Here is an 18,870-nt window from a genome sequence, read left to right as displayed (position 1 = left end):
CCGGTTGCCCGGTGTCTCAGCCGGTGTTGTGGTAGTAGACGGGCTCCGCCGACTTACGGCCGTCGGCGGAGGTGACCTCCACCCGCACCCACACGCCGCCGGGCACCGTCGCCCAGTCCACCGGGATCCAGATCTGCTCGGTGCCCGCGGGAAGCCCCGGGATCGGCGTGCCGTCGTGCCAGCCGACCGTCGCCGAGTCGACGACCCTGGGGGTGTCCAGCCCCGGCCAGCTCAGCGTGACCTTCGCGTCGCCGAGGTGGTAGCCGCGGATCTCCAGGCCGTCCTGGATCTGCCGTTCGCGCCGCTGCGCCTCCACCGGGATCGGCCGGTCCCAGTCCTCCGCGATCTCCTCCGACAGCGACGGCGAGCCGCAGGTGAAGAAGTCACTCCACATGTACGAGATGATCTTCGAGACGTACGGCCCGGCCAGCGTGACCTGGGTGTCGAGCCGGGGCTTGTCGGTCCTGCCCCGAGTTCCCTGACGGCCGCAGTTCTCGGTGGAGGACGGCTCGAAGGCCTCGACGTTGGCCCACAGCTCCACCTCCACGCCCTCCTCGGCCAGCTCCGCCCGCGCCTTGGACATCTCGCGGTAGTAGTCCCGGGTGCCGCCGTAGTAAGCCGTGGCGTAGGTGCTCTCGCCGACGACCGGCTTGAGGCGGTCGTCCACCGGCTTGTTCTTCCAGTTGGGCCAGAACAGGCCGACCTTGCCCGTGCCCCGGCCGTCCTGCGGGGCGATGATCTCCACCCCGGTCCGGGCGAGGGCCTTGAAGCCCGCGGCGACCTGCGCCGGCGTGGAGGTGTACTTCAGCCGCCTGCGGCTGTCGATGTACGGGCTGACCAGGATGGGCTTGCCGGGCAGCTCCTGCTCGACGATCCGGTGCTGCTCGGCGTACACCTGGAGCGTCTGGACCTTGCCCGGGTCGGGCCAGTCCCTGAGCTGCAGCTCGAACGGCTGGTAGACGCCGCCCAGCGACTGACGGTCGCCGAAGCGGTTGCCGTAGTCCTGCAGGATCCGCCGGGTCAGCGTGGTGAGCGTGCCGATGTGCCGGGGGTCGGCGCGGGTGGACTCGGCCGGGTCGCGCGGCGCGAGGGGCAGCGCGGGGAAGACCCTGATGCCGAACCGGTCGCCGAGGTCGAGCAGTTCGCTGAGACTGTCCTGCTCGCCCGCCGAGACGAGGATCAGGTGGTAGGCCCGCCCCTTGGTGGTGAAGTCGCAGGTGGGGTCGTCCGAGCCGTCCTCGGGGGCGATGAGCCGGTAGAAGACGTCGCCGTTCACGACGATCTTCCGTTCCACCTGCGGGCAGCGGAAGATGCCAGGCCCGAACTGCTCGTCGGTGCGGTAGACGTACGTCCAGCTGATGCGGTTGCCGGGGTTGGCGGCCCGGAGCTCCTGCTCCGCCGCCTTCATGCAGCTGAGCCCGCTCTCCACGCAGACGGCGTACCGCTTGTCGGGCGGCGGGGTCTTCTCCCGATCCTTGTCGTCCACCGGCTGGAGCACCTGCCCGTCGTCGTCGGTCTGGCGCGGCGACAGGCCGAAGCCGAGGCGCACGACGGTGTCCCCGCCGAGGCGGTGGATGGCCTGGAGCTGACGCCGCCAGGTGCACGGGTCCGAGGTCGGGATGAGCCAGTACCCCCGCACGGCGTACGGCGTGGCCGCGGCGGTGTCGAACGTGCCACAGGGGTCGGTGAACTCGCTGTGCGCGGGGGACGGGCTGGGGCTCTCGGTCGCCGCGGAGAGGGTCCGCCCGGCCCCGGCGGCGCCGGGATCGGAGCTCCCGTCCCGCAGGACGATCACGACGGACGCGACACCCGCGAGGATCGCCACACCCAGGATGAAGGTGAGCCAGCGCACTTTCAGGACACTACCCGCCCGTCGTTCGTCGAACTTGTCACGCCGAAGTGTTCACCGGGGCTTCAGCTCTTGACGCCGGCCCACGCTTCCAGCTGGTCGACGAAACGACGCGCCGAGTTGGGCCAGTGGTGATGCGCCCGCGCGGCGGCGTAGCCGCGCCCGCCGGTGCCGCGCCGTTCGAACGGGTTGTCCCTGAGCTGGAGCACCGCGCGCGCCACCGCCTGCGGGTCCCGCCACGGGACCACCATGCCGCACTGGTAACGCTCCACGAGCTCGACGGCCCGGGGCGAGGGGGTGGTGATGACCGGGATGCCGTGGGCCATGTACTCCACGATCTTCGTGGGCATGGAGTGGCGGTAGTTGGGCTCGTCGTGCAGCAGCGACAGCCCGGCGAGCGCGCCGTCGAGCCGCTTGAGCGCCTCGTCGTTCGGCATGAAGTCGCGCCACTCCAGCACGCCCTGCGCGACCGCCTCGTTGAGCAGCGGCCTGCTCTGCGGGTCGGCGTAGCCGATCAGCTCCACGGCCACCCGGTGCGGCTGGAGCAGGCGGGCCACCTCGACGGCCTCCTGCACGCCGCGGGCCTCCGACAGCCAGCCCAGGTAGACCACCCGGTCGTCGCCGGGCGGGCTGACGCTGTCGGGCACCCAGGTCTCGTTCGGCACCACCAGGTGCCGCTGCCTGAACCGGCCCGCGTACGCCGCCTCGGCCAGGAGCAGGTGCATCCGGCGCTCGGCGGTGCCCTCCAGGAGCCGGGCGAGGAACCGCGTCGGCGGGCGCAGGAACGCCGGCAGCCACGGCTTGAGCGACAGCGTCGCGGGGGTGTCCTCGTGGACGTCCCAGACCACCGGCGGGCTCTTGCGCACCCCGGCGACGGCGAACAGCAGCTCGGGGTCGTGGATGAGCGCCAGGTCGACCTTCCCGCGCATGCTCTTGAAGAGCTTGCGGGCCGCCCGCACCGCCGACAGGCGGCGCCGCTCGGCGGCCCTCGGCAGGTCGACTCCGGTCACCCACGAGCGCGGCACGACTCCCCGCGCGGTGTACGGCGCGGCGTACGTGACCTCATGACCGGCATCGACGAGTGCCCGGATCTGCCGGTGCAGGATCCGGGCGTCCTCGGGGTGATGCACCACCGTCATGACGAGCACGTGCACGGCGCGGACCCTTCCTACAGCCGCTCGACGCGTTCGCTCGTGGCGAGCACGCCACGAGTGTCCAGGACGAGAAGGGCCTGGTCCTCCACCACGTCCAGGTCGAACGCCGCGTGCTGCTGCAACAGGACCACCACGTCCGCGGCGGCCACGGCCGACGACAGGTCCTCCTCGCGGGGGATCGCCCTGCCCTCGACCGACCATTCCTTCACGTACGGGTCGCAGAACGACAGCTCCGCGCCCAGCTCCAGCAGCGCCTCGGCCACCGGGATCGCGGGCGTCTCCCGCTCGTCGGCGATATCCGGTTTGTACGTCACGCCGAGGAGCAGCACGCGCGAGCCGTTCACCGGCTTGCGGGCCCGGTTGAGCAGCCGCTGCACCCGGGCCACGACGTACGACGGCATCCGCTCGTTGATCTCCTGAGCGAGCTCGACGAATCGGAAGGGATAGCCGAGCTTCCGCACCGTGTACGACAGGTACGAGGGGTCGACGGGGATGCAGTGCCCGCCGACGCCGGGGCCGGGCAGGAACTTCTGGTAGCCGAAGGGCTTGGTGGAGGCCGCCTCGATGGACTCCCAGAGGTTCACCCCGAGCTCGTCGCAGAAGATCGCCATCTCGTTGACGAGGGCGATGTTGACGTGCCGGTAGGTGTTCTCCAGAAGCTTGGCCATCTCCGCCTCGCGGGTGCCGCTGACCGGCACGACCCGCTCGACGAACCGGGCGTAGAAGGCGACCGCCCGCTCCTTGCAGGCCGCGGTGTAGCCGCCGACGACCTTGGGAGTGTTGCGCAGGCCGAACTTCGGGTTGCCCGGGTCGATCCGCTCCGGCGAGAACGCCAGGTGGAAGTCGTCGCCCGCGGTGAGCCCCGACTCCTCCAGGATCGGCCGTACGAGCTCGTCGGTGGTGCCGGGCCACGTGGTGGACTCCAGCACGACGAGCGTGCCCGCCTGAAGGCGCTCGGCCACGGCCCGGGTGGCGCCCTCGACGGCCGACAGGTCGGGACGGTGGTCCTCGTCCAGCGGCGTCGGGACGCAGATGACGATCGTGCTCGACCGCGACAGCACCGACGCGTCCAGCGTGGCGGTGAAACCCGCCGCGAGCATCGCGTCGAGGTCGGCGTCCGTCAGGTCGTCGATGTAGGAGCGGCCGGCGTTGAGCGCGTCCACCTTGCGGGGGTCGACGTCCAGACCAGCCACCCGCAGACCGGCCGCCGTGGCCTCCTTGGCCAGCGGCATGCCCACGTATCCAAGCCCGATGATCGTGAGATCGAAGGCAGTCACGATACGGCCTGAGGGCGGAAACAACACTTCATGGTGGCAAAGGTTATCTCAACTCGGCACCAGGCACGCCTGATGCAACACATCGGACTTCGTGCGTTTTACCGGGTTTCGGTCAGCGACTGGTAGATCCCCCGGTAGGTCCGGGCCAGGCTGCTCCAGGTCCGGTGCGCGGCGACCTCGGCCTTCCCGGCCTCGCCCATGACCCGGCGGCGCTCCGGATCGTCGCGCAGCGCGGCCAGCCCCTTGGCGAGCGCGGCCGGGTCTCCTGGCGGCACCAGCAGACCGGCGCCCTCGCCGCCGACGAGCTCCGACAGCGCGGGCAGGTCGCTGAGCACGACCGGCTTGCCCAGCGCCATCGCCTCGACCGGCTTCAGCGGCGTGACCAGGCGGCAGACGCGCAGGTCCTCGCGTGGGCAGACGAAGATGTCGATGGCGGCCTGGGCCTGCAGCGCCTCGTCCGGGCCGACCCGGCCGGGCAGGATCGCGTCCCTGAGGCCGAGCCGCTCGACCTGTTCGAGCAGCGCGGGCCGCTCCGCGCCGTCGCCGACGAGCAGCACCCGCACCGGCGTCCCGGCGTCACGCAGCAGCGCGGCGGCGTCCAGCAGGGTGGCGAAGCCCTCGTAGCCCACGATGCTCGACACCGAGCCCACGACGATCTCGCCGCGGCCCACGCCGTAGCTCTCGCGGAACGCCTCGCCGTCGTAGTCGGCGGTCAGCAGGGAGTCGTCCACCGCGTTGGGCGCGAGGAAGATGCGCTCCCGGGGGACGCCGCGCTCCATGATCTCGGTGGCCATGGTCTCGGCGAGCGTGACGACCGCGTCGGCCTCGCGCATGATGCGCGCCTCCCGCTCCCGCTGGAGGACGTGCCGCTCGCTGCCGACCCGGGCCGGGTCCCGGGAGACCCAGGTCTCCTCCAGGAAGCCGCGCACCTCGTACACGAAGGGGGTGTTCGTCCGCTCGCGGACGGCGAGCGCGACGGAGCCGTTGCGGTGGTCGGTGGCCGCGTGCAGGACCTGCGGGCGGAGGGTGCGGACCAGCTCCGACACGTCCGCGGCGCCGCGGATCATCCGGCCCTGCGTCTCGAACGGCACGTCGTCCTTGGGCAGCAGCCGGTAGTAGGGGACCCCGTCGATCTCCTCGTACGGCTCGGCGTCGGTGTGCCCCTGGAGCATCGGCCAGCCCCAGCTCGTCACGACGTGCGGGTCGAGCCCGGCCGCCCGCTGCGCGGTGACGATGCGGTGGGTGCGCACGGTGTATCCCGCCTGCGTGTACGGCAGCGCGTTGGTGACCATGTGCAGCACCCGGCCGGGCACCCGCTCGCCCATGATGACCTTGGGCTTCGGCGGGATCGGGTCCGGGCCCAGCGCCGCGAGCTCGCCCTCGTAGTAGGCGATCCTGCGGCGGACGAACGGCCATCGGGCCTGCGCCTGGAGCACCCGGACCGACTCGGACATCCGCCCGGCGTCGAAGTGCGCCTTCGCCTCCTTCAGCGGGCCCTTCGCCGCCCGCTGAAGGATCTTGCGCGTACGGACCTTGACGAAGCGGGCGGCGGGCCAGGCGACGCGGCCGACGAACGGGCGCACCCCGGCCGGCATCGCGTCGGCGGCCGCCTGGGCGATCCGCATCGGGTCAGACTTGGCCTTGCTGGCGACGATGCGGGAGACGAGGATCGGGTTCCGCGCGAACCCCCGGAGGAAGCCGCCGAGACCGGCCTTCGCGGACGCGGCGGACACGACCTTTACGGGCTTGTTGGCCTCGGTTTCCACGGCGCGACCGTACCATAGGCAACGTTTGTCTCAGGGTTAGGTGAAAGGCGAGGTAGATGAGAGACCAGCCCCTCGTCCTGCACGTTTTGGGCGCCCGGCCCAACTTCGTCAAGGCGGCGCCCGTCGTCAAAGGACTGGCCGCGCTCGGCGTCCGGCAGGGCATCATCCACACGGGTCAGCACTACGACGCGCTGATGTCGGACGTGTTCTTCGCCGACCTCGGGCTGCCCGAGCCGATCGCGAACCTCGGCGTCGGCAGCGGCACCCACGCGCGGCAGACGGCGGCACTCCTCACCGGGCTTGAGGACGTCGTCCTGGAGCACCGTCCGGCGCTCGTGGTCGTCTACGGCGACGTGAACTCCACGCTCGCGGCGATCCTGGTCTGCGCCAAGCTGGGCGTGCCGACCGCGCACGTCGAGGCGGGCCTGCGCTCCTTCGACCGGGGGATGCCGGAGGAGGTCAACCGGATCGTCACCGACGCGCTGTCGGACCTGCTCTTCGCCACCTCGCCGGACGCGCTGGCGCACCTCGCCAACGAGGGCGTGGACCCGGCGAAGGTGCACCTCGTCGGCAACCCGATGATCGACAGCCTGTTCGCCGCGCTGCCCTCGCTCGACCCCGCGCCCGTACAGGAGCGCCTCGGCATCTCCGGGCGGTACGCGGTGGCGACGCTGCACCGCCCGGCGAACGTGGACGACCCCGAGGCCGCCCGCGAACTGGTCGACGCGGTACTCGGGGTGGCCGAGCAGGTGCCGGTGATCGTGCCGCTGCACCCCCGCGGCCGGCAGCGCCTCGCGGAGGCCGGCCTGGTCGATCGCGACGGACTGCGGATCGTGGACCCGCTGGGTTACGTGGACTTCCTGTCCCTGGTCCGGGGCGCCGCCCTGGTGGTGACCGACTCCGGCGGCGTGCAGGAGGAGACGACCATGCTGGGCGTCCCGTGCCTGACCGTACGGCCCAACACCGAGCGGCCGATCACCGTGACGCACGGGACGAACCGGCTCGTGACCCCGGCGTCGCTGCCCGCCGCCGCGTCGAAGGCGCTCGCGGACGGCGCCGCCACCCCCAGCGGGGAACTGCCGCCGCTCTGGGACGGCGCCGCCGGGCCGAGGATCGCCCGCGTCATCGACGCCTGGCTCCGCGGTGACAACCTCTCCCCCTCCGCCAAAGGCCGGGCGCGCTAGCAGGAAGCTAGCTGCGAGGCTGAATCACCTATTTCGGCATAAAGGCGGCGGCGACAGCCGTACGATGGCTCTTCCTTGAGGGGGAAGCATGGCTGAGACCGACGAGACTCCTGAAGAGCCGCGTTTCCAGCGGCTGGGGCCGGTGAACTGGCTGCCCGAGGAGCGCAAGCACGTCGAGCAGTACGAGGCGCGCATCCGCGACCTGGAGAACCGGCTCGCCTACCAGGAGGCCCGCGCCGACTACGCGCTCTGGCGGCTCCAGGCCACCCAGACCCAGAAGCCGTACCGGGTCGCGCAGGTGCTGACGAACGCGGCCAAGCCCAAGAAGATCGTCCGGCTGCCGCGCGACCTCAGCAAGGCGATGAAGGACGGCAGGAAGGCGCCGAAGGCGCCGCCGTCCGCGATCGAGGTCGCCGCCGCGGCCGAGGCGCGGGGTCCCGAGGTCAAGATCCCGACCCTCCAGTGGCCCGACGGCCCTGTCGTACGGCCCGACATGCGCGTCGCGGTGATCCTCGACGACTTCTCCCGCATGGCGTTCAGGTACGAGTGGGACCAGATCGAGTTCGGCCTGCAGGACTGGCGGGAGATCTTCGCGGAGCGGCGTCCGGAGATGCTGTTCTGCGAGTCGGCCTGGCACGGCAACCAGGGCCGCTGGCGCTACCAGATGACCGGGACCAACGCGCCCAAGCAGGAGTTGCGCGACCTGATCGCCTGGTGCCGGGAGGAGGGCATCCCCACGGTCTTCTGGAACAAGGAGGACCCGCCCAACTTCGACTTCTTCATCGAGACGGCCAAGCTGTTCGACCACGTGTACACGTGCGACGGCGACATGATCCCGAAATATCGCGAGATGCTGGGTCATGACCGTGTCGGCGTGCTGCAGTTCGCCGCCCAGCCGCGGATCCACAACCCGATCCAGACCAAGCAGGGCCGGCCGTACGACGTCGTCTTCGCCGGCATGTACTTCCGCGACAAGCACCCCGAGCGGCGCGAGCAGATGGAGACCATCCTCGCGCCCGTACGCCCGCTCGGCCTGCACATCTTCGCCAGGAACGGCACGGTGGCCGACAAGTACGCCTGGCCGGAGGAGTACCGCCCCCACATCGCCGGCGAACTGCCGTACGAGCAGATGCTGGCCGCGTACAAGATGTACAAGGTCTTCCTGAACGTGAACTCGGTGATCGACTCCCCGACCATGTGCGCCCGGCGCGTCTTCGAGCTGTCGGCCTGCTCGACCACCGTGCTGTCGGGCTGGTCGCGGGCCATCGAGGAGACGTTCGGCCCGCTGATCCCGGTCGCGCACTCGCAGGAGGAGGCGTACAACCGGGCGATCTACTTCATCAACAGCCCGGAGCTGCGGGCCCGGCAGGGACACCTGGCGATGCGCGAGGTGTTCGACAAGCACCTGTTCTCCCACCGGGTCGACCAGATCCTCACCGACCTCGGCCTGCCGGTCGTGTCGCGCTCGCGGTCGATCTCCGTCGTGCTGCCGACCAACCGGGCCGGCCAGCTCGAGCACGCGATCACCCAGGTGGCCCGGCAGCGGCACCGCGACCTGGAGCTCGTGCTGGTCATGCACGGCCTGTCGGAGGACCCGGCGGTCGTGCGCGACAAGGCGCTCGCGGCGGGCATCCCGGCCGTGAAGGTGCTCACCGCCGACCCGTCCTGGACGCTCGGCGAGGTGCTCAACCACGGCATCGCCCACGCCGACGGCGAGCTGATCTCGAAGATGGACGACGACAACATCTACGGCGAGCACTACCTGTCCGACCTGGTCCGTTCCTTCGACTACGCCGACGCCGAGATGGTCGGCAAGGGCGCCCACTACACCTACTTCCCCGACCAGAACGTCACGATCTTCCGCCTGCCCGGGCTGGAGCACCGCTACGCCCACCTGATCCAGGGGGCGACGATCCTGGCCAGGACCGACCTGCTGCGCGCGTTCCCGTTCGAGCCGGTCAACGCGGGCGAGGACACCCGGCTCGTACGGCGCTGCAAGGAAGAGGGCGTACGGATCTACTCGGCCGACCGCTACAACTTCATCTACATGCGCGGCTCCGACGCCACCGCCCACACCTGGCAGGCCGCGGACTACAAGCTGACCCGCAACGCCCAGTTCTGCTTCGCCGGCAACCCCGAGCCGCACGTGCTCATCTGAACGTACTTGTCCGGCGTGAGGGCCGCGGCCCTCACGCCGCCTCCCGGCCGACGCTATGAACTGGTCGTTCTCTCCTTGGTACCCCTGGCTGTACCCCCATTGGGGTGTACGCGGGAGCGACCGGGAGGGCCCGCGGCTGGTGTGCTGATCACTGTCAGTCGAGCACTCCCACAGGAGAGAGTGAAATGGCAGTCGACAGCCGGCCGGAGGCCGAGCGGTACACGAGTCGGAGCGGGGTTAGGGGCTTCATCCGCAACCATCCGCTGATCAGCTTCTTCGTCCTGGCCAACCTGATGAGCTGGGTCGCCTGGGTGCCCTACATCCTCTCGGCGACCGGCCTGGCGGTCTGGGACTTCGCCTTCCCCCAGTTACTCGGCAGCACGCAGCTCGCCGGGGTGCTGCCCGGCGCCTATCTCGGCCCCATCTTCGCCGCGTACATCGTGACCAGGGTCGCGGACGGCAAGGAAGGCGTCCGCCGGTGGCTGCGGAGGATGACCAAGTGGCGGGTCGGCTGGGTCTGGTATCTCGTGGCCGTCCTCGGCGTCCCCGCCGCCATCATCGCCGCCTCTCTCGCGCTCTCCGGCGAGGACATCCACGTGCCGCCCGTCGCGGTGCTGGTCGCCTACCTGCCCAGCCTGCTGATCCAGATGGTCACCACCGGTCTCGCCGAGGAACCCGGCTGGCGTGACTTCGCCCTGCCCCGCATGCAGCGCAGATTCGGCCCGCTGGGCGCCACCGCCATCCTCGGCCTGCTGTGGGGCGTCTGGCATCTGCCGCTGTTCCTGAGCGAGTGGGGTGGGTGGCCGGACGTCACCATGATGAGAGTCGGCGAGTTCGTCGCCTTCTGCTGCGCCTTCAGCGTGGTCGTCACCTGGATGTTCAACCGGACCGGTCAGAGCCTGCCGCTGGTCATGCTGCTGCACGTGAGCGTCAACAACTTCATGTCGCTCCCCTATGGGGAGATGTTCCCGTCGATCGCCACCGCCGAGCAGGCGAGCCATGTCACCCTGCTCGCGGCCACCACGGCGGCGATCCTGCTGCTCATCGCGACCCGCGGCCGTCTCGGCTACCGTCCGGTCGAGGAACCCGTGCCGGAGCTCGCCCGGCAGAGCTGAAGGGATGTCCTGTTCCAAGCACTCTGGCCCACAAGGGGGTGCATGATGGCGGCACACCAGGCGGAACCGGCCGACACCCGGCGAAACGATCGGAGGGGTGTCGCCGCACGCGCCCGTGACGTCTTCGGCGCGTTCGAACATCTCGTCGGCGGCCTCGGCACGGCGCTGCTGGCGCTCGCCGCTCTGGTGTGGCTCGTCGTGGCCGGACTGACCTGTGTGATCGGTGTGGGCCTGCTCCTGCTGCCCACCGTGCCGCGTGTCGTACGGTCCGCCGCCGAGCGCGAGCGTGACCGGTTGTCCCGCTGGGGTCCGGAGATCGTCCGTTTGGGGCCCGCGCCGGCCGGCGCACGCGCCGCGCTCGCCGATCCGGCCGTACGGCGGGAGCTGTGCTGGATCCTCGCGCACGGCACGCTGGGCCTGTTCCTCGGCGTGGCCGGGTTGACCATAGTGCTGAACGCCGTGCAGAACATCACGTATCCGCTGTGGTGGCGGGCGCTGCCCGCGGAGGATCCCACCCCGACCCTGGTGTTCTGGGACGTGATCGACGACGCCGGCGCTATGGCGGTCGCGATCCTCGGCGTGGGAATGGCCGCCTGCTTCCTGGTGCTCGGGACGGGAATGGCCCGGTTGCAGGCGTGGCCGGGACGCCGGCTGCTGGCGCCCACCGCCGACGTCGACCTGTCCCTGCGGATCGCGGAGCTGTCGGCCACTCGCGCGGCGGCACTGGACGCCCACGCCGCGGAGTTGCGGCGGATCGAACGCTCGCTGCACGACGGGGCGCAGAACCGGCTGGTCGCGGTCACCGTGATGCTCGGCGCGGCCCGCCGCGCGCTGGCCCGTGACCGGCCGGACGCGGAGGACATGCTCGAACGCGCCCAGGAGACCGCCGAGCACGCGCTGGCCGAGCTCCGTACGGTCGTCCGCGGCATCCTGCCCCCTGTGCTGGCCGACCGGGGACTCGCCGGTGCGCTCGCCGGGCTCGCGGCGAACTGCGGTGTGCCCTGCCGGGTCGACGTCGACGCGCTCGGCAGGTGCCCCGCATCCATCGAGGCCACCGCCTATTTCGTGACCGCCGAGGCACTCACCAACATCTCCAAGCACAGCCGGGCCCGGCACGCCACGGTGACCGTACGGCGTGAAGGCGACCGGTTGTCCCTGCGGATCGAGGATGACGGCGTCGGCGGCGCGGACGAACGGCACGGCTCCGGGCTCACCGGCATCCGCAGCCGGGTCGAGGCGCACGACGGCCGTCTCACCCTGACCAGCCCGCCCGGCGGGCCGACCGCACTCGAAGTGGAGTTGTCATGCGGATCGTGATAGCCGAGGACGATCCGCTGCTGCGTGAAGGCGTCGCGCTGCTGCTGCGCGCGGAGTCCTTGGACGTCGTGGCCACGACCGAATCCCCGGACTCCTTCCTGGCGGCCGTCGACGCCCACCGGCCCGACGTGGCCATCGTCGACGTCCGGATGCCTCCGACCCACACCGACGAGGGCATCACCGCGGCGGTCGAGGCCAGGCGCCGTCAGCCCGGCCTTGCGGTGCTCGTGCTGTCCGCCTACGTCGAGCAGGCGTTCGCCACCGAGCTGCTCGCCGGCGGAACCGACCGGCTCGGATACCTGCTCAAGGAGAGAGTCGGCCGCGTCGACCAGTTCCTCGACGCCCTGCACCGGGTGGCCGCGGGAGGCACGGCCATAGACCCCGAGGTCGTCGCGCAGTTGCTCACGCGCACCCGCACCGACAGCGGGCTGGAACGGCTGACCGCCCGGGAATTCGACGTGCTCGCCCTGATGGCCGAGGGACTGGGCAACACCGCCATCTCCGAACGGCTCTTCGTGAGCGAAGGCGCCGTCCACAAGCACATTCGCAGCATCTTCGCCAAACTCGACCTGGCGCCCACCGACCGGGCGGACCGGAGGGTCACAGCCGTCCTGCGCTACCTGGAAGAGACCCAGCGCCGCGGCTGACGTCGTACACACGCCGCACCCCGGCGTTGCGGCGTCTGCCTGATGGGACCGGTGGTCATCATGTACGCCCCGGTTGAGAGGGCCGCCTGAGGGGACCCGCACCTCCACTGGCTGTGACTCCAAGTAATCACCTCGATAGCTTGTTCTATACAGAGAGTGATGAAAGAATTAGGGCAAGAGTTCGAATTGCAGGAGTGGTGGGAGGAGGGGCGCATGGAGTCTCCGACGTTCGACGCGTCAGCGCCCCGTCCTCCGGCTGATCCCTGGTGGGCCAGGATCATCGACGGCCCTCCTTCCGGCACCGATGGGAGCGATGCGGGCTGTGACCGGCATCGGGATGCCAGTGGTGCGTCCGGTGACGTTCCTGGTGGCGCTGCCGGTGCTGCTTCTGACGGTGCCTTCGGCGGTGCTTCCGACGGTCCTCGTGGTGGCGCTTTTGGCGCGGTGTCGTCGTCATGGGTGGCGGTAGCGGCGCTTGCTGAGGCGGCTCGGGCGGTGGCGCTCGTTCCAGTGCCCGAGGCACCTGAGGTGTGTCTGGCCGAGGCCGAGGAGTTGCTGTCGGCCCGCGACCGCATCACCAGCGCGTTGGCTGCCCGGGTCGGGCGTGTCCATCGGGCCGGGGAGGCGAAGAGCCATGGGCATGCCTCCACCAAGTTGTGGTTGCGTTCCGCTGGGGGGATGACCCCTGCGGGAGCAGGCCGGTTGCTGACGATGAGCATGGAGCTGGTCCGCCTGCACGAGGTGCGCCGCCTGTTCGCGGAGGGCAGCTTGCCCGAGGGGATCGTGGAGGCGATCTGCACCGCCACCTCCGGGCTGACCGACGACCAGGCCTCCACCGCCGAGCGGATCTTGCTGCAGTTGGCCGGGTCGGCGGGTGCGGCGGAGGTGGCCAAGGCGGGGCGATATATGCGCGCGGTGCTGGACCCCGACGGCCACGAGAAGGACGAGCAGGCCGACTTCGACCGCCGGTTCTTCCGGGTGCGGCTGCGCAGGAACGGCGGGCTGGAGGGAGAGTTCTACCTCCCGGTGGAAGCCGCCGCGCGGCTGCAGCACTGGCTCGACGTCTACGCCAAGCCGAAGGCCGAGGGCGACGACCGCACCCCGAGCGTGCGAAACGCGGACGCGTTCATCGCGTTCCTGGAAAGCAAGATCGTCACCGAGCTTCTGGTGCTCGTCAACGCCGAATCCCTCCCCGACGACCCCGCGACGGCTCCCGGCAGCGAACCACACGCCGGTGATGCTCGGGGGCGTGACAGCGGGCGCTGCGAAAGCGACATACCCGAGTGTGACGGTGACCGGTTCGGGAGCGATGCGCCGATGCCGGGCGACGAGCACTGGTGACGCGCCTGTCAGCCGGGACCCTGGCGTGGATGCTCCCACCTGCGGCGACGAGCGTCCCGATAAGGATTGCTCGGCCACGGGCAGCCCGAACGTCGCCGAACCGCACTCCCACTCGGCCCACGGCGACGAGCACGCCGAGCCGCGTGGCGGCGGGAACTGCACTGGAAACCGACGTGCGTCCGGCTGTCCCGATGAGGACCGCCCTGCCGGTGACCGCCCTGCCGACGACTGCACGGCAGGGGACTACCGGCATGCCTTCATGCCGGGTGAGGCGCCGCACGGGATGTCGAGGGCGGGAGCCGACACTCCGCCGGGTGCGGAACACGGCAGCGACACCTGGCCGGGAGCTGACGCCTGGCCGGAAACGACGCCCGGCCTGGAAGCGACGCCCGGCCTGGAAGCGACGCCCGGCCTGGAAGCGACGCCCGGCCTGGAAGCGACGCCCGGCTGGGAGGTGAGTCCTGGGCGGGGGCGGGAGCCGACTCTCCTCCAGGGTTGGGGGGCAACAGTCCGCCGGGGGTGTGGTTGCGGGGGTTGCCGGGGTTGATCCTGGCGACCGGGCATCTGCTGCCCGCCTCCAGGGTGCACCGGCTCGCTCGCACCAGCACCCTGGTCCGGATCGTGATGAACGCCGCCGGGCAGGTGCTGGACATGGGCCGCAAGGTCCGTCTGGCGACCCCGGCGCAGCGGCGGGCGGTCTTCGCGCGGTATGCGACCTGCTGGGTGGACGGCTGCCCGCTGCCGGCCACGATGTGCCAGGTCGACCACGCCGAGGACTGGTGCAGCGGCGGGCTGACCGACCTCAAGCTGCTGGGGCCGGCGTGCCAGTTCCACAACCGCGACCGCTACCGCCACCCGGCCCGCTACACCCGCCGCAAGATCGGCGACGACCGCTGGGCCTTCACCTACCGCAACCCCCGCACCACCCGGCGAGCGAGGACATGACGGGAGAAGGGGGCGATGGCTGCCGGCGTCGCGGCCTGATACCTGACGGTTGTTGACATGATCGGGGGATAGTCTCCCGCCGGAAGGAGGCGATGCGATGCGTTACGTAGCGCTGTTGCGCGGTATCAACGTCAATCCCGCCACCGCGGTGGCGATGGCCGATCTCAGGGCGCTGCTCGACCGCCTCGGGTACGGGGACGTGCGTACGCACCTGCGCAGTGGAAACGCCCTGTTCACGGCCGGCGGTGACGCCGATTCGATCGCCGCCGCGATCGAGCGCGGGCTCCAGGAGGAGCTCGGCCTGTCCACAACGGTGATCCTCCGTACTGCTGAGGAGCTTCGCGGCGTGGTGGAGCGCAATCCCCTGGAGGTCAGGGACCCCGCGCGGTTCGCCGTGGTCTTCCTGGCCCGGCCGCCGGACCGGGAAGGGCTGGCGAGCATAGAGCCGGCGGCGTACGCCCCGGAGGAGATGCGGATCGGCGAGCGGGAGCTCTACGTCTACTTCCCCGACGGACTGCGGCGTCCCAAGCTGCCGCCGCTGCTGGAGAAGCATGCGACCGGCCCGGCGACCATGCGCAACTGGAACACGGTCACCCGCCTGCTCTCGCTCGCCACCCAGTAGGGTCGGTGTCCTGATGAGCGCCACTCTTGTCGCGAAGGAACTCGCCGCCGGGCACGGCGACCGCGTCCTGTTCACGGATCTCGATCTGGTCGTCGCGCCCGGGGACGTCGTGGGGCTGGTGGGGGTGAACGGCGCGGGCAAGTCGACGCTGCTGCGCCTGCTGGCCGGCCTCGACGCCCCCGAGCACGGCAGCGTACGGCTCAGCCCGCCTGCCGCCAACGTCGGTCATCTGCCGCAGGAGCCCGAACGGCGGCCCGGGGAGACGGTCGCCGCCTTCCTCGCCCGCCGTACCGGGGTCGCCGCCGCACAGCGGGCCCTCGACGCGGCGACCGAGGCGCTCGTCGGCGGCGATCCCGGCGACGCGTACTCCGAGGCCCTCGATCGCTGGCTCGCCCTCGGCGGCGCCGACTTGGAGGAGCGGACCGCCGAGGTGGCCGCCGACCTCGGGCTCACGGTCGGCACGGAGCAGGAGATGGCGTCCCTGTCCGGCGGGCAGGCGGCCCGGGTGGGGCTGGCCGCGCTGCTGCTCAGCCGTTACGACGTGTTCCTGCTCGACGAGCCCACCAACGACCTCGACCTCGACGGCCTGGACCGGCTCGAACGCTTCGTGACGGGACTGCGCGCCGGGACCGTGGTCGTCAGTCACGACCGCGAGTTCCTCGCCCGCACGGTGAACAGGGTGGTCGAGCTCGACCTCGCCCAGCGGCAGGTGCGCGCGTACGGCGGCGGGTACGACGCCTACCTGGAGGAGCGCGAGGTCGCCCGCAGGCACGCACGCGAGCAGTACGAGGAGTACGCCGACACCAGGTCTTCGCTGGAGGCCCGGGCCAGGGGCCAGCGCGCCTGGATGGAGAAGGGCGTCAAGAACGCGCGCCGTAAGGCCACCGACGGCGACAAGCTGGGGCGGAAGTTCCGCACCGAGGCGACGGAGAAGCAGGCGGCCAAGGCCCGGCAGACCGAGCGGATGATCGAGCGGCTGGAGGTCGTCGAGGAGCCGCGCAAGGAGTGGGAGCTGCGGATGGAGATCGCCGCCGCGCCCCGCTCCGGGGCCGTCGTCGCGACGCTGCGCGGCGCGGTCACGCGACGTGGCGCCTTCACGCTCGGGCCCGTCGACCTGCAGATCGACTGGGCCGACCGGGTCGCGATCACCGGCGCGAACGGCTCGGGCAAGACCACCCTGCTCGGCGTGTTGCTCGGCCGGGTAACCCCGGACGAGGGGACGGCGACGCTCGGCCCCGGGGTGGTCGTCGGCGAGGTCGACCAGGCCCGCGCCCTCTTCGAAGGCGACGAGCCGCTGCTCGACGCGTTCGGCGCGCTCGTCGACCTGCCGCCCGCCGACGTCCGCACGCTGCTGGCCAAGTTCGGCCTGCGCGCCGACCACGTGCTGCGCCCGGCGGCCACGCTGTCACCCGGTGAGCGCACGAGGGCGGCGCTCGCTCTCCTCCAGGCCCGTGGGGTCAACCTGCTCGTCCTGGACGAGCCCACCAACCATCTCGACCTTCCCGCGATCGAGCAGCTGGAGTCGGCGCTCGCCTCGTACACGGGGACCCTGCTGCTCGTCACCCACGACCGGCGCATGCTGAAGGCCGTCCACACGACGCGCCGGGTCGTCGTCGAGTCCGGCCGGGTCCGCGAAGACTGAACCGCTACGGCTGCGGAGCCTCACGGCCGAAGTAGCGGGCCACGACCTGCGTGTGGAGCGGGAACGCCAGCTCCTGAGGGGCGTCGATCACCAGCCACTCGCTGGTCTCCGCGGTGGGGACGACCGGCGGGAGGGCGTCCGCGGCTGTGCGCGGCCCGAGGCCGAAGATCAGCACGGTGCCGTCGGGCGCGCTGAGCACGTCGAACAGCCGCACTCCGGCCGCGTCGACGACGACGCCCGTCTCCTCGCGGACCTCCCGTACGGCGGCCTGCTGCCAGGACTCGCCGATGTCGATGAAGCCGCCGGGGAGGGCGAGCAGGCCGCGGTGCGGCTCGACCGTCCGGCGGACCACGAGAAGGCCAGACGTACGCGCACCGTCCACCGGAAGCACCAGGACCGCGACCGGCAGGGGGTTGAGATAGCCGGTGTTGCCGCACTCCTGGCAGGTCCTCGGCCAGGGCAGGCCGGGCGCGTAGGCCGCTCCGCAGAAGGAGCAGTGGGAGTTCCTGATCGCCACGCTCGCGAGGGTAGCACCGGCCGGCCCGACGTTGATCACGGATCGGTGCCGCGCCGGGAACCGTCTCATCCCTCCGAGGTGACGTGCAGGGCGACCGGCCGCAGGACCAGGCCGTCGGCCCACTTCACCGACTCGGGCGGAGTGGCCAGGCGGAGGTTCGGGCGCCGGGTGACCAGGGCTCTGAACGCCTCGGTGAGCTCGACCCTGGCGAGGCTGGCGGCCAGGCAGCGGTGCGGGCCGTACCCGAACGCCACATGCGGGTTGGGCGGGTGGCCGGTGAAGCGGTGGATGTCGAACCGGCCGGGCTCGGGAAACGCCCGCGGGTCGTGGTTGGCGGCGTTCAGGTTCGGCATGACGACCGTCCCCGCGCTCAGCGGGCCGCTGGGCAGGTCGGTGTCCGCGGTGACGCGGCGCATGAAGGCGTTGGCGGGCGGCCCGTCGAAGCGCAGGACCTCCTCGACGGCGGTGGCCGTCAGGGCGGGGTCCGCGACCAGTTCGTCCCACTGGCTCCGGTGCAGCAGCAATCGGAACACGCCACGGGCGATCATCGAGGCCGTCGTCTCGTACCCGGCCGTGATCAGGGAGAAGACGGTGTTGACGAGTTCGCCCTCCGACAGCCGGTCGCCTTCGTCCCTGGCCTGGATGAGCAGGTCGATGAGGTCCTGCCCGGGCGAGAGGCGATGCCGGGCGACCAGTTCGGCGGCGTAGGCCATGAAGTCGGTGTAGGCCTCCTGGCGCACCTGCCCGTCGGCCGTGGAGGTGGTCAGGAACATGTCCGTCCACCGGACGAACTGCTCGTAGTCGTCGATCGGCACGCCGAGCATCTCGCAGATGACATGGGCGGGTAGCCGCAGCGCGTATCCCTGGACCAGGTCGAAGTCGTCGCCCAGGCCGTCGAGGAGATCCTCGGCGATCTTCGCGATGCGGGGCCGCCACGGCTCGATCTGGCGCGGAGTGAAGGTGCCGTGCATGATCCGGCGGTACCGCGTGTGCTCCGGCGGGTCCTGGTTGACCAGCGCGTCCGGGTCGTCGTCGATGCCGACGCCGCTCACGAACCGCGGCAACCCGGGAAGGCGGAGATTGCGGCTGGATGTGGGCGAGGCCAGCAGGGCGCGGACGTCCTCGTACCGGACGACCATCGGGACGCGGTCGCCGCTGGGCATGGTCGCCGGCTCCAGCGGCCCCGACTCGCGCCTGCGGGCGAGTTCCGGCGACGGCGTGGCGAGCGGACCCGGCACGATGTCCGGCCCCCCGCTTGGACTCGGCTCGGTGGCCATCGCAACCCCTTCCCGGTCTGGGGCGCCCGGGGGGCGGCCTACGCGGAACGTACGGAATG

15 protein-coding genes are annotated in these 18,870 nt (G+C 71.1%); 9 read left to right on the top strand and 6 right to left on the bottom strand.

All coding sequences use genetic code 11. From position 1 onward, the window contains the following. Positions 1-16: 16 nt before the first annotated feature. The 4 genes from HHX37_RS02850 to HHX37_RS02835 all read right to left on the bottom strand — a co-directional run bounded on the left by HHX37_RS02850 (position 17) and on the right by HHX37_RS02835 (position 6,046). Positions 17-1,852: a DUF4434 domain-containing protein gene (locus HHX37_RS02850; RefSeq protein ID WP_111700358.1), complete on the bottom strand. Its 1,836-nt coding sequence runs from the start codon at positions 1,850-1,852 to the stop codon at positions 17-19. Positions 1,853-1,914: 62 nt separating this feature from the next. Continuing rightward, complete coding sequence (locus HHX37_RS02845) at positions 1,915-3,003, bottom strand: glycosyltransferase (protein WP_182872994.1); 1,089 nt, start codon at positions 3,001-3,003, stop codon at positions 1,915-1,917. A 14-nt stretch (positions 3,004-3,017) separates the two neighbouring features. Next, complete coding sequence (locus HHX37_RS02840; RefSeq protein ID WP_111700357.1) at positions 3,018-4,280, bottom strand: nucleotide sugar dehydrogenase; 1,263 nt, start codon at positions 4,278-4,280, stop codon at positions 3,018-3,020. A 98-nt stretch (positions 4,281-4,378) separates the two neighbouring features. After that, positions 4,379-6,046 carry a glycosyltransferase family 4 protein gene (locus tag HHX37_RS02835; protein ID WP_111700356.1) on the bottom strand — a complete coding sequence of 556 codons (1,668 nt, stop codon included), beginning with the start codon at positions 6,044-6,046 and terminating at the stop codon, positions 4,379-4,381. A gap of 56 nt (positions 6,047-6,102) precedes the next feature. Between HHX37_RS02835 and wecB the strand changes: the two genes are divergently transcribed. The 9 genes from wecB (at position 6,103) to HHX37_RS02790 (ending at position 17,017) form a co-directional block, all read left to right on the top strand. Beyond that, positions 6,103-7,230 (top strand): non-hydrolyzing UDP-N-acetylglucosamine 2-epimerase, encoded by a 1,128-nt coding sequence (gene wecB / locus HHX37_RS02830; RefSeq protein WP_182884401.1) that lies wholly within the window; start codon positions 6,103-6,105, stop codon positions 7,228-7,230. 88 nt (positions 7,231-7,318) lie between these two features. Then, positions 7,319-9,388 (top strand): glycosyltransferase family protein, encoded by a 2,070-nt coding sequence (locus HHX37_RS02825; protein WP_182884400.1) that lies wholly within the window; start codon positions 7,319-7,321, stop codon positions 9,386-9,388. Positions 9,389-9,573: 185 nt separating this feature from the next. Next, complete coding sequence (locus tag HHX37_RS02820; RefSeq protein WP_182884399.1) at positions 9,574-10,503, top strand: CPBP family intramembrane glutamic endopeptidase; 930 nt, start codon at positions 9,574-9,576, stop codon at positions 10,501-10,503. Between the two features lie 42 nt (positions 10,504-10,545). Beyond that, positions 10,546-11,820, top strand: a complete 1,275-nt coding sequence (locus tag HHX37_RS02815) for a sensor histidine kinase (protein WP_182884398.1) — start codon at positions 10,546-10,548, stop codon at positions 11,818-11,820. Beyond that, complete coding sequence (locus HHX37_RS02810) at positions 11,808-12,467, top strand: response regulator transcription factor (RefSeq protein WP_182884397.1); 660 nt, start codon at positions 11,808-11,810, stop codon at positions 12,465-12,467. The genes HHX37_RS02815 and HHX37_RS02810 overlap by 13 nt, the downstream gene beginning before the upstream one ends. Positions 12,468-12,962: 495 nt before the next feature. After that, entirely contained in the window at positions 12,963-13,808 is an 846-nt protein-coding gene (locus HHX37_RS02805) for a DUF222 domain-containing protein (RefSeq protein ID WP_182884396.1), read from the top strand. A gap of 495 nt (positions 13,809-14,303) precedes the next feature. After that, positions 14,304-14,753 carry an HNH endonuclease signature motif containing protein gene (locus tag HHX37_RS02800; RefSeq protein WP_182884395.1) on the top strand — a complete coding sequence of 150 codons (450 nt, stop codon included), beginning with the start codon at positions 14,304-14,306 and terminating at the stop codon, positions 14,751-14,753. A gap of 97 nt (positions 14,754-14,850) precedes the next feature. Further along, positions 14,851-15,375 (top strand): DUF1697 domain-containing protein, encoded by a 525-nt coding sequence (locus HHX37_RS02795; protein ID WP_182881956.1) that lies wholly within the window; start codon positions 14,851-14,853, stop codon positions 15,373-15,375. Between the two features lie 13 nt (positions 15,376-15,388). Beyond that, a complete protein-coding gene (locus tag HHX37_RS02790) occupies positions 15,389-17,017 on the top strand; it encodes an ABC-F family ATP-binding cassette domain-containing protein (protein ID WP_182881955.1) in 1,629 nt (542 codons plus the stop codon). Positions 17,018-17,021: 4 nt separating this feature from the next. On the opposite strand, the gene HHX37_RS02785 is transcribed toward HHX37_RS02790, so the two are convergent. Next, on the bottom strand, positions 17,022-17,534 hold the full coding sequence (locus HHX37_RS02785) for an NUDIX domain-containing protein (RefSeq protein WP_310740244.1): 513 nt from the start codon (positions 17,532-17,534) through the stop codon (positions 17,022-17,024). Between the two features lie 65 nt (positions 17,535-17,599). After that, positions 17,600-18,811, bottom strand: coding sequence for a cytochrome P450 (locus tag HHX37_RS02780; protein ID WP_182884393.1), 1,212 nt, complete (start codon positions 18,809-18,811; stop codon positions 17,600-17,602). Positions 18,812-18,870 lie beyond the last annotated feature (59 nt).

The organism is Microbispora sp. H10885 (assembly GCF_014161415.1).
GTDB classification, from domain to species: Bacteria; Actinomycetota; Actinomycetes; order Streptosporangiales; family Streptosporangiaceae; genus Microbispora; species Microbispora triticiradicis.
The sequence above is the reverse complement of the archived record's forward strand: the minus strand, read 5'-3'. Positions and strand labels throughout refer to the sequence as shown.

What these genes read in the sequence shown, in the direction of transcription:
- wecB (WP_182884401.1), top strand. Translation starts at nt 6,103, where the DNA reads ATGAGAGACCAGCCCCTCGTCCTGCACGTTTTGGGCGCCCGGCCCAAC.
- HHX37_RS02825 (WP_182884400.1), top strand. Translation starts at nt 7,319, where the DNA reads ATGGCTGAGACCGACGAGACTCCTGAAGAGCCGCGTTTCCAGCGGCTG.
- HHX37_RS02820 (WP_182884399.1), top strand. Translation starts at nt 9,574, where the DNA reads ATGGCAGTCGACAGCCGGCCGGAGGCCGAGCGGTACACGAGTCGGAGC.
- HHX37_RS02815 (WP_182884398.1), top strand. Translation starts at nt 10,546, where the DNA reads ATGATGGCGGCACACCAGGCGGAACCGGCCGACACCCGGCGAAACGAT.
- HHX37_RS02810 (WP_182884397.1), top strand. Translation starts at nt 11,808, where the DNA reads ATGCGGATCGTGATAGCCGAGGACGATCCGCTGCTGCGTGAAGGCGTC.
- HHX37_RS02795 (WP_182881956.1), top strand. Translation starts at nt 14,851, where the DNA reads ATGCGTTACGTAGCGCTGTTGCGCGGTATCAACGTCAATCCCGCCACC.
- HHX37_RS02790 (WP_182881955.1), top strand. Translation starts at nt 15,389, where the DNA reads ATGAGCGCCACTCTTGTCGCGAAGGAACTCGCCGCCGGGCACGGCGAC.
- HHX37_RS02780 (WP_182884393.1), bottom strand. Translation starts at nt 18,811, where the DNA reads ATGGCCACCGAGCCGAGTCCAAGCGGGGGGCCGGACATCGTGCCGGGT.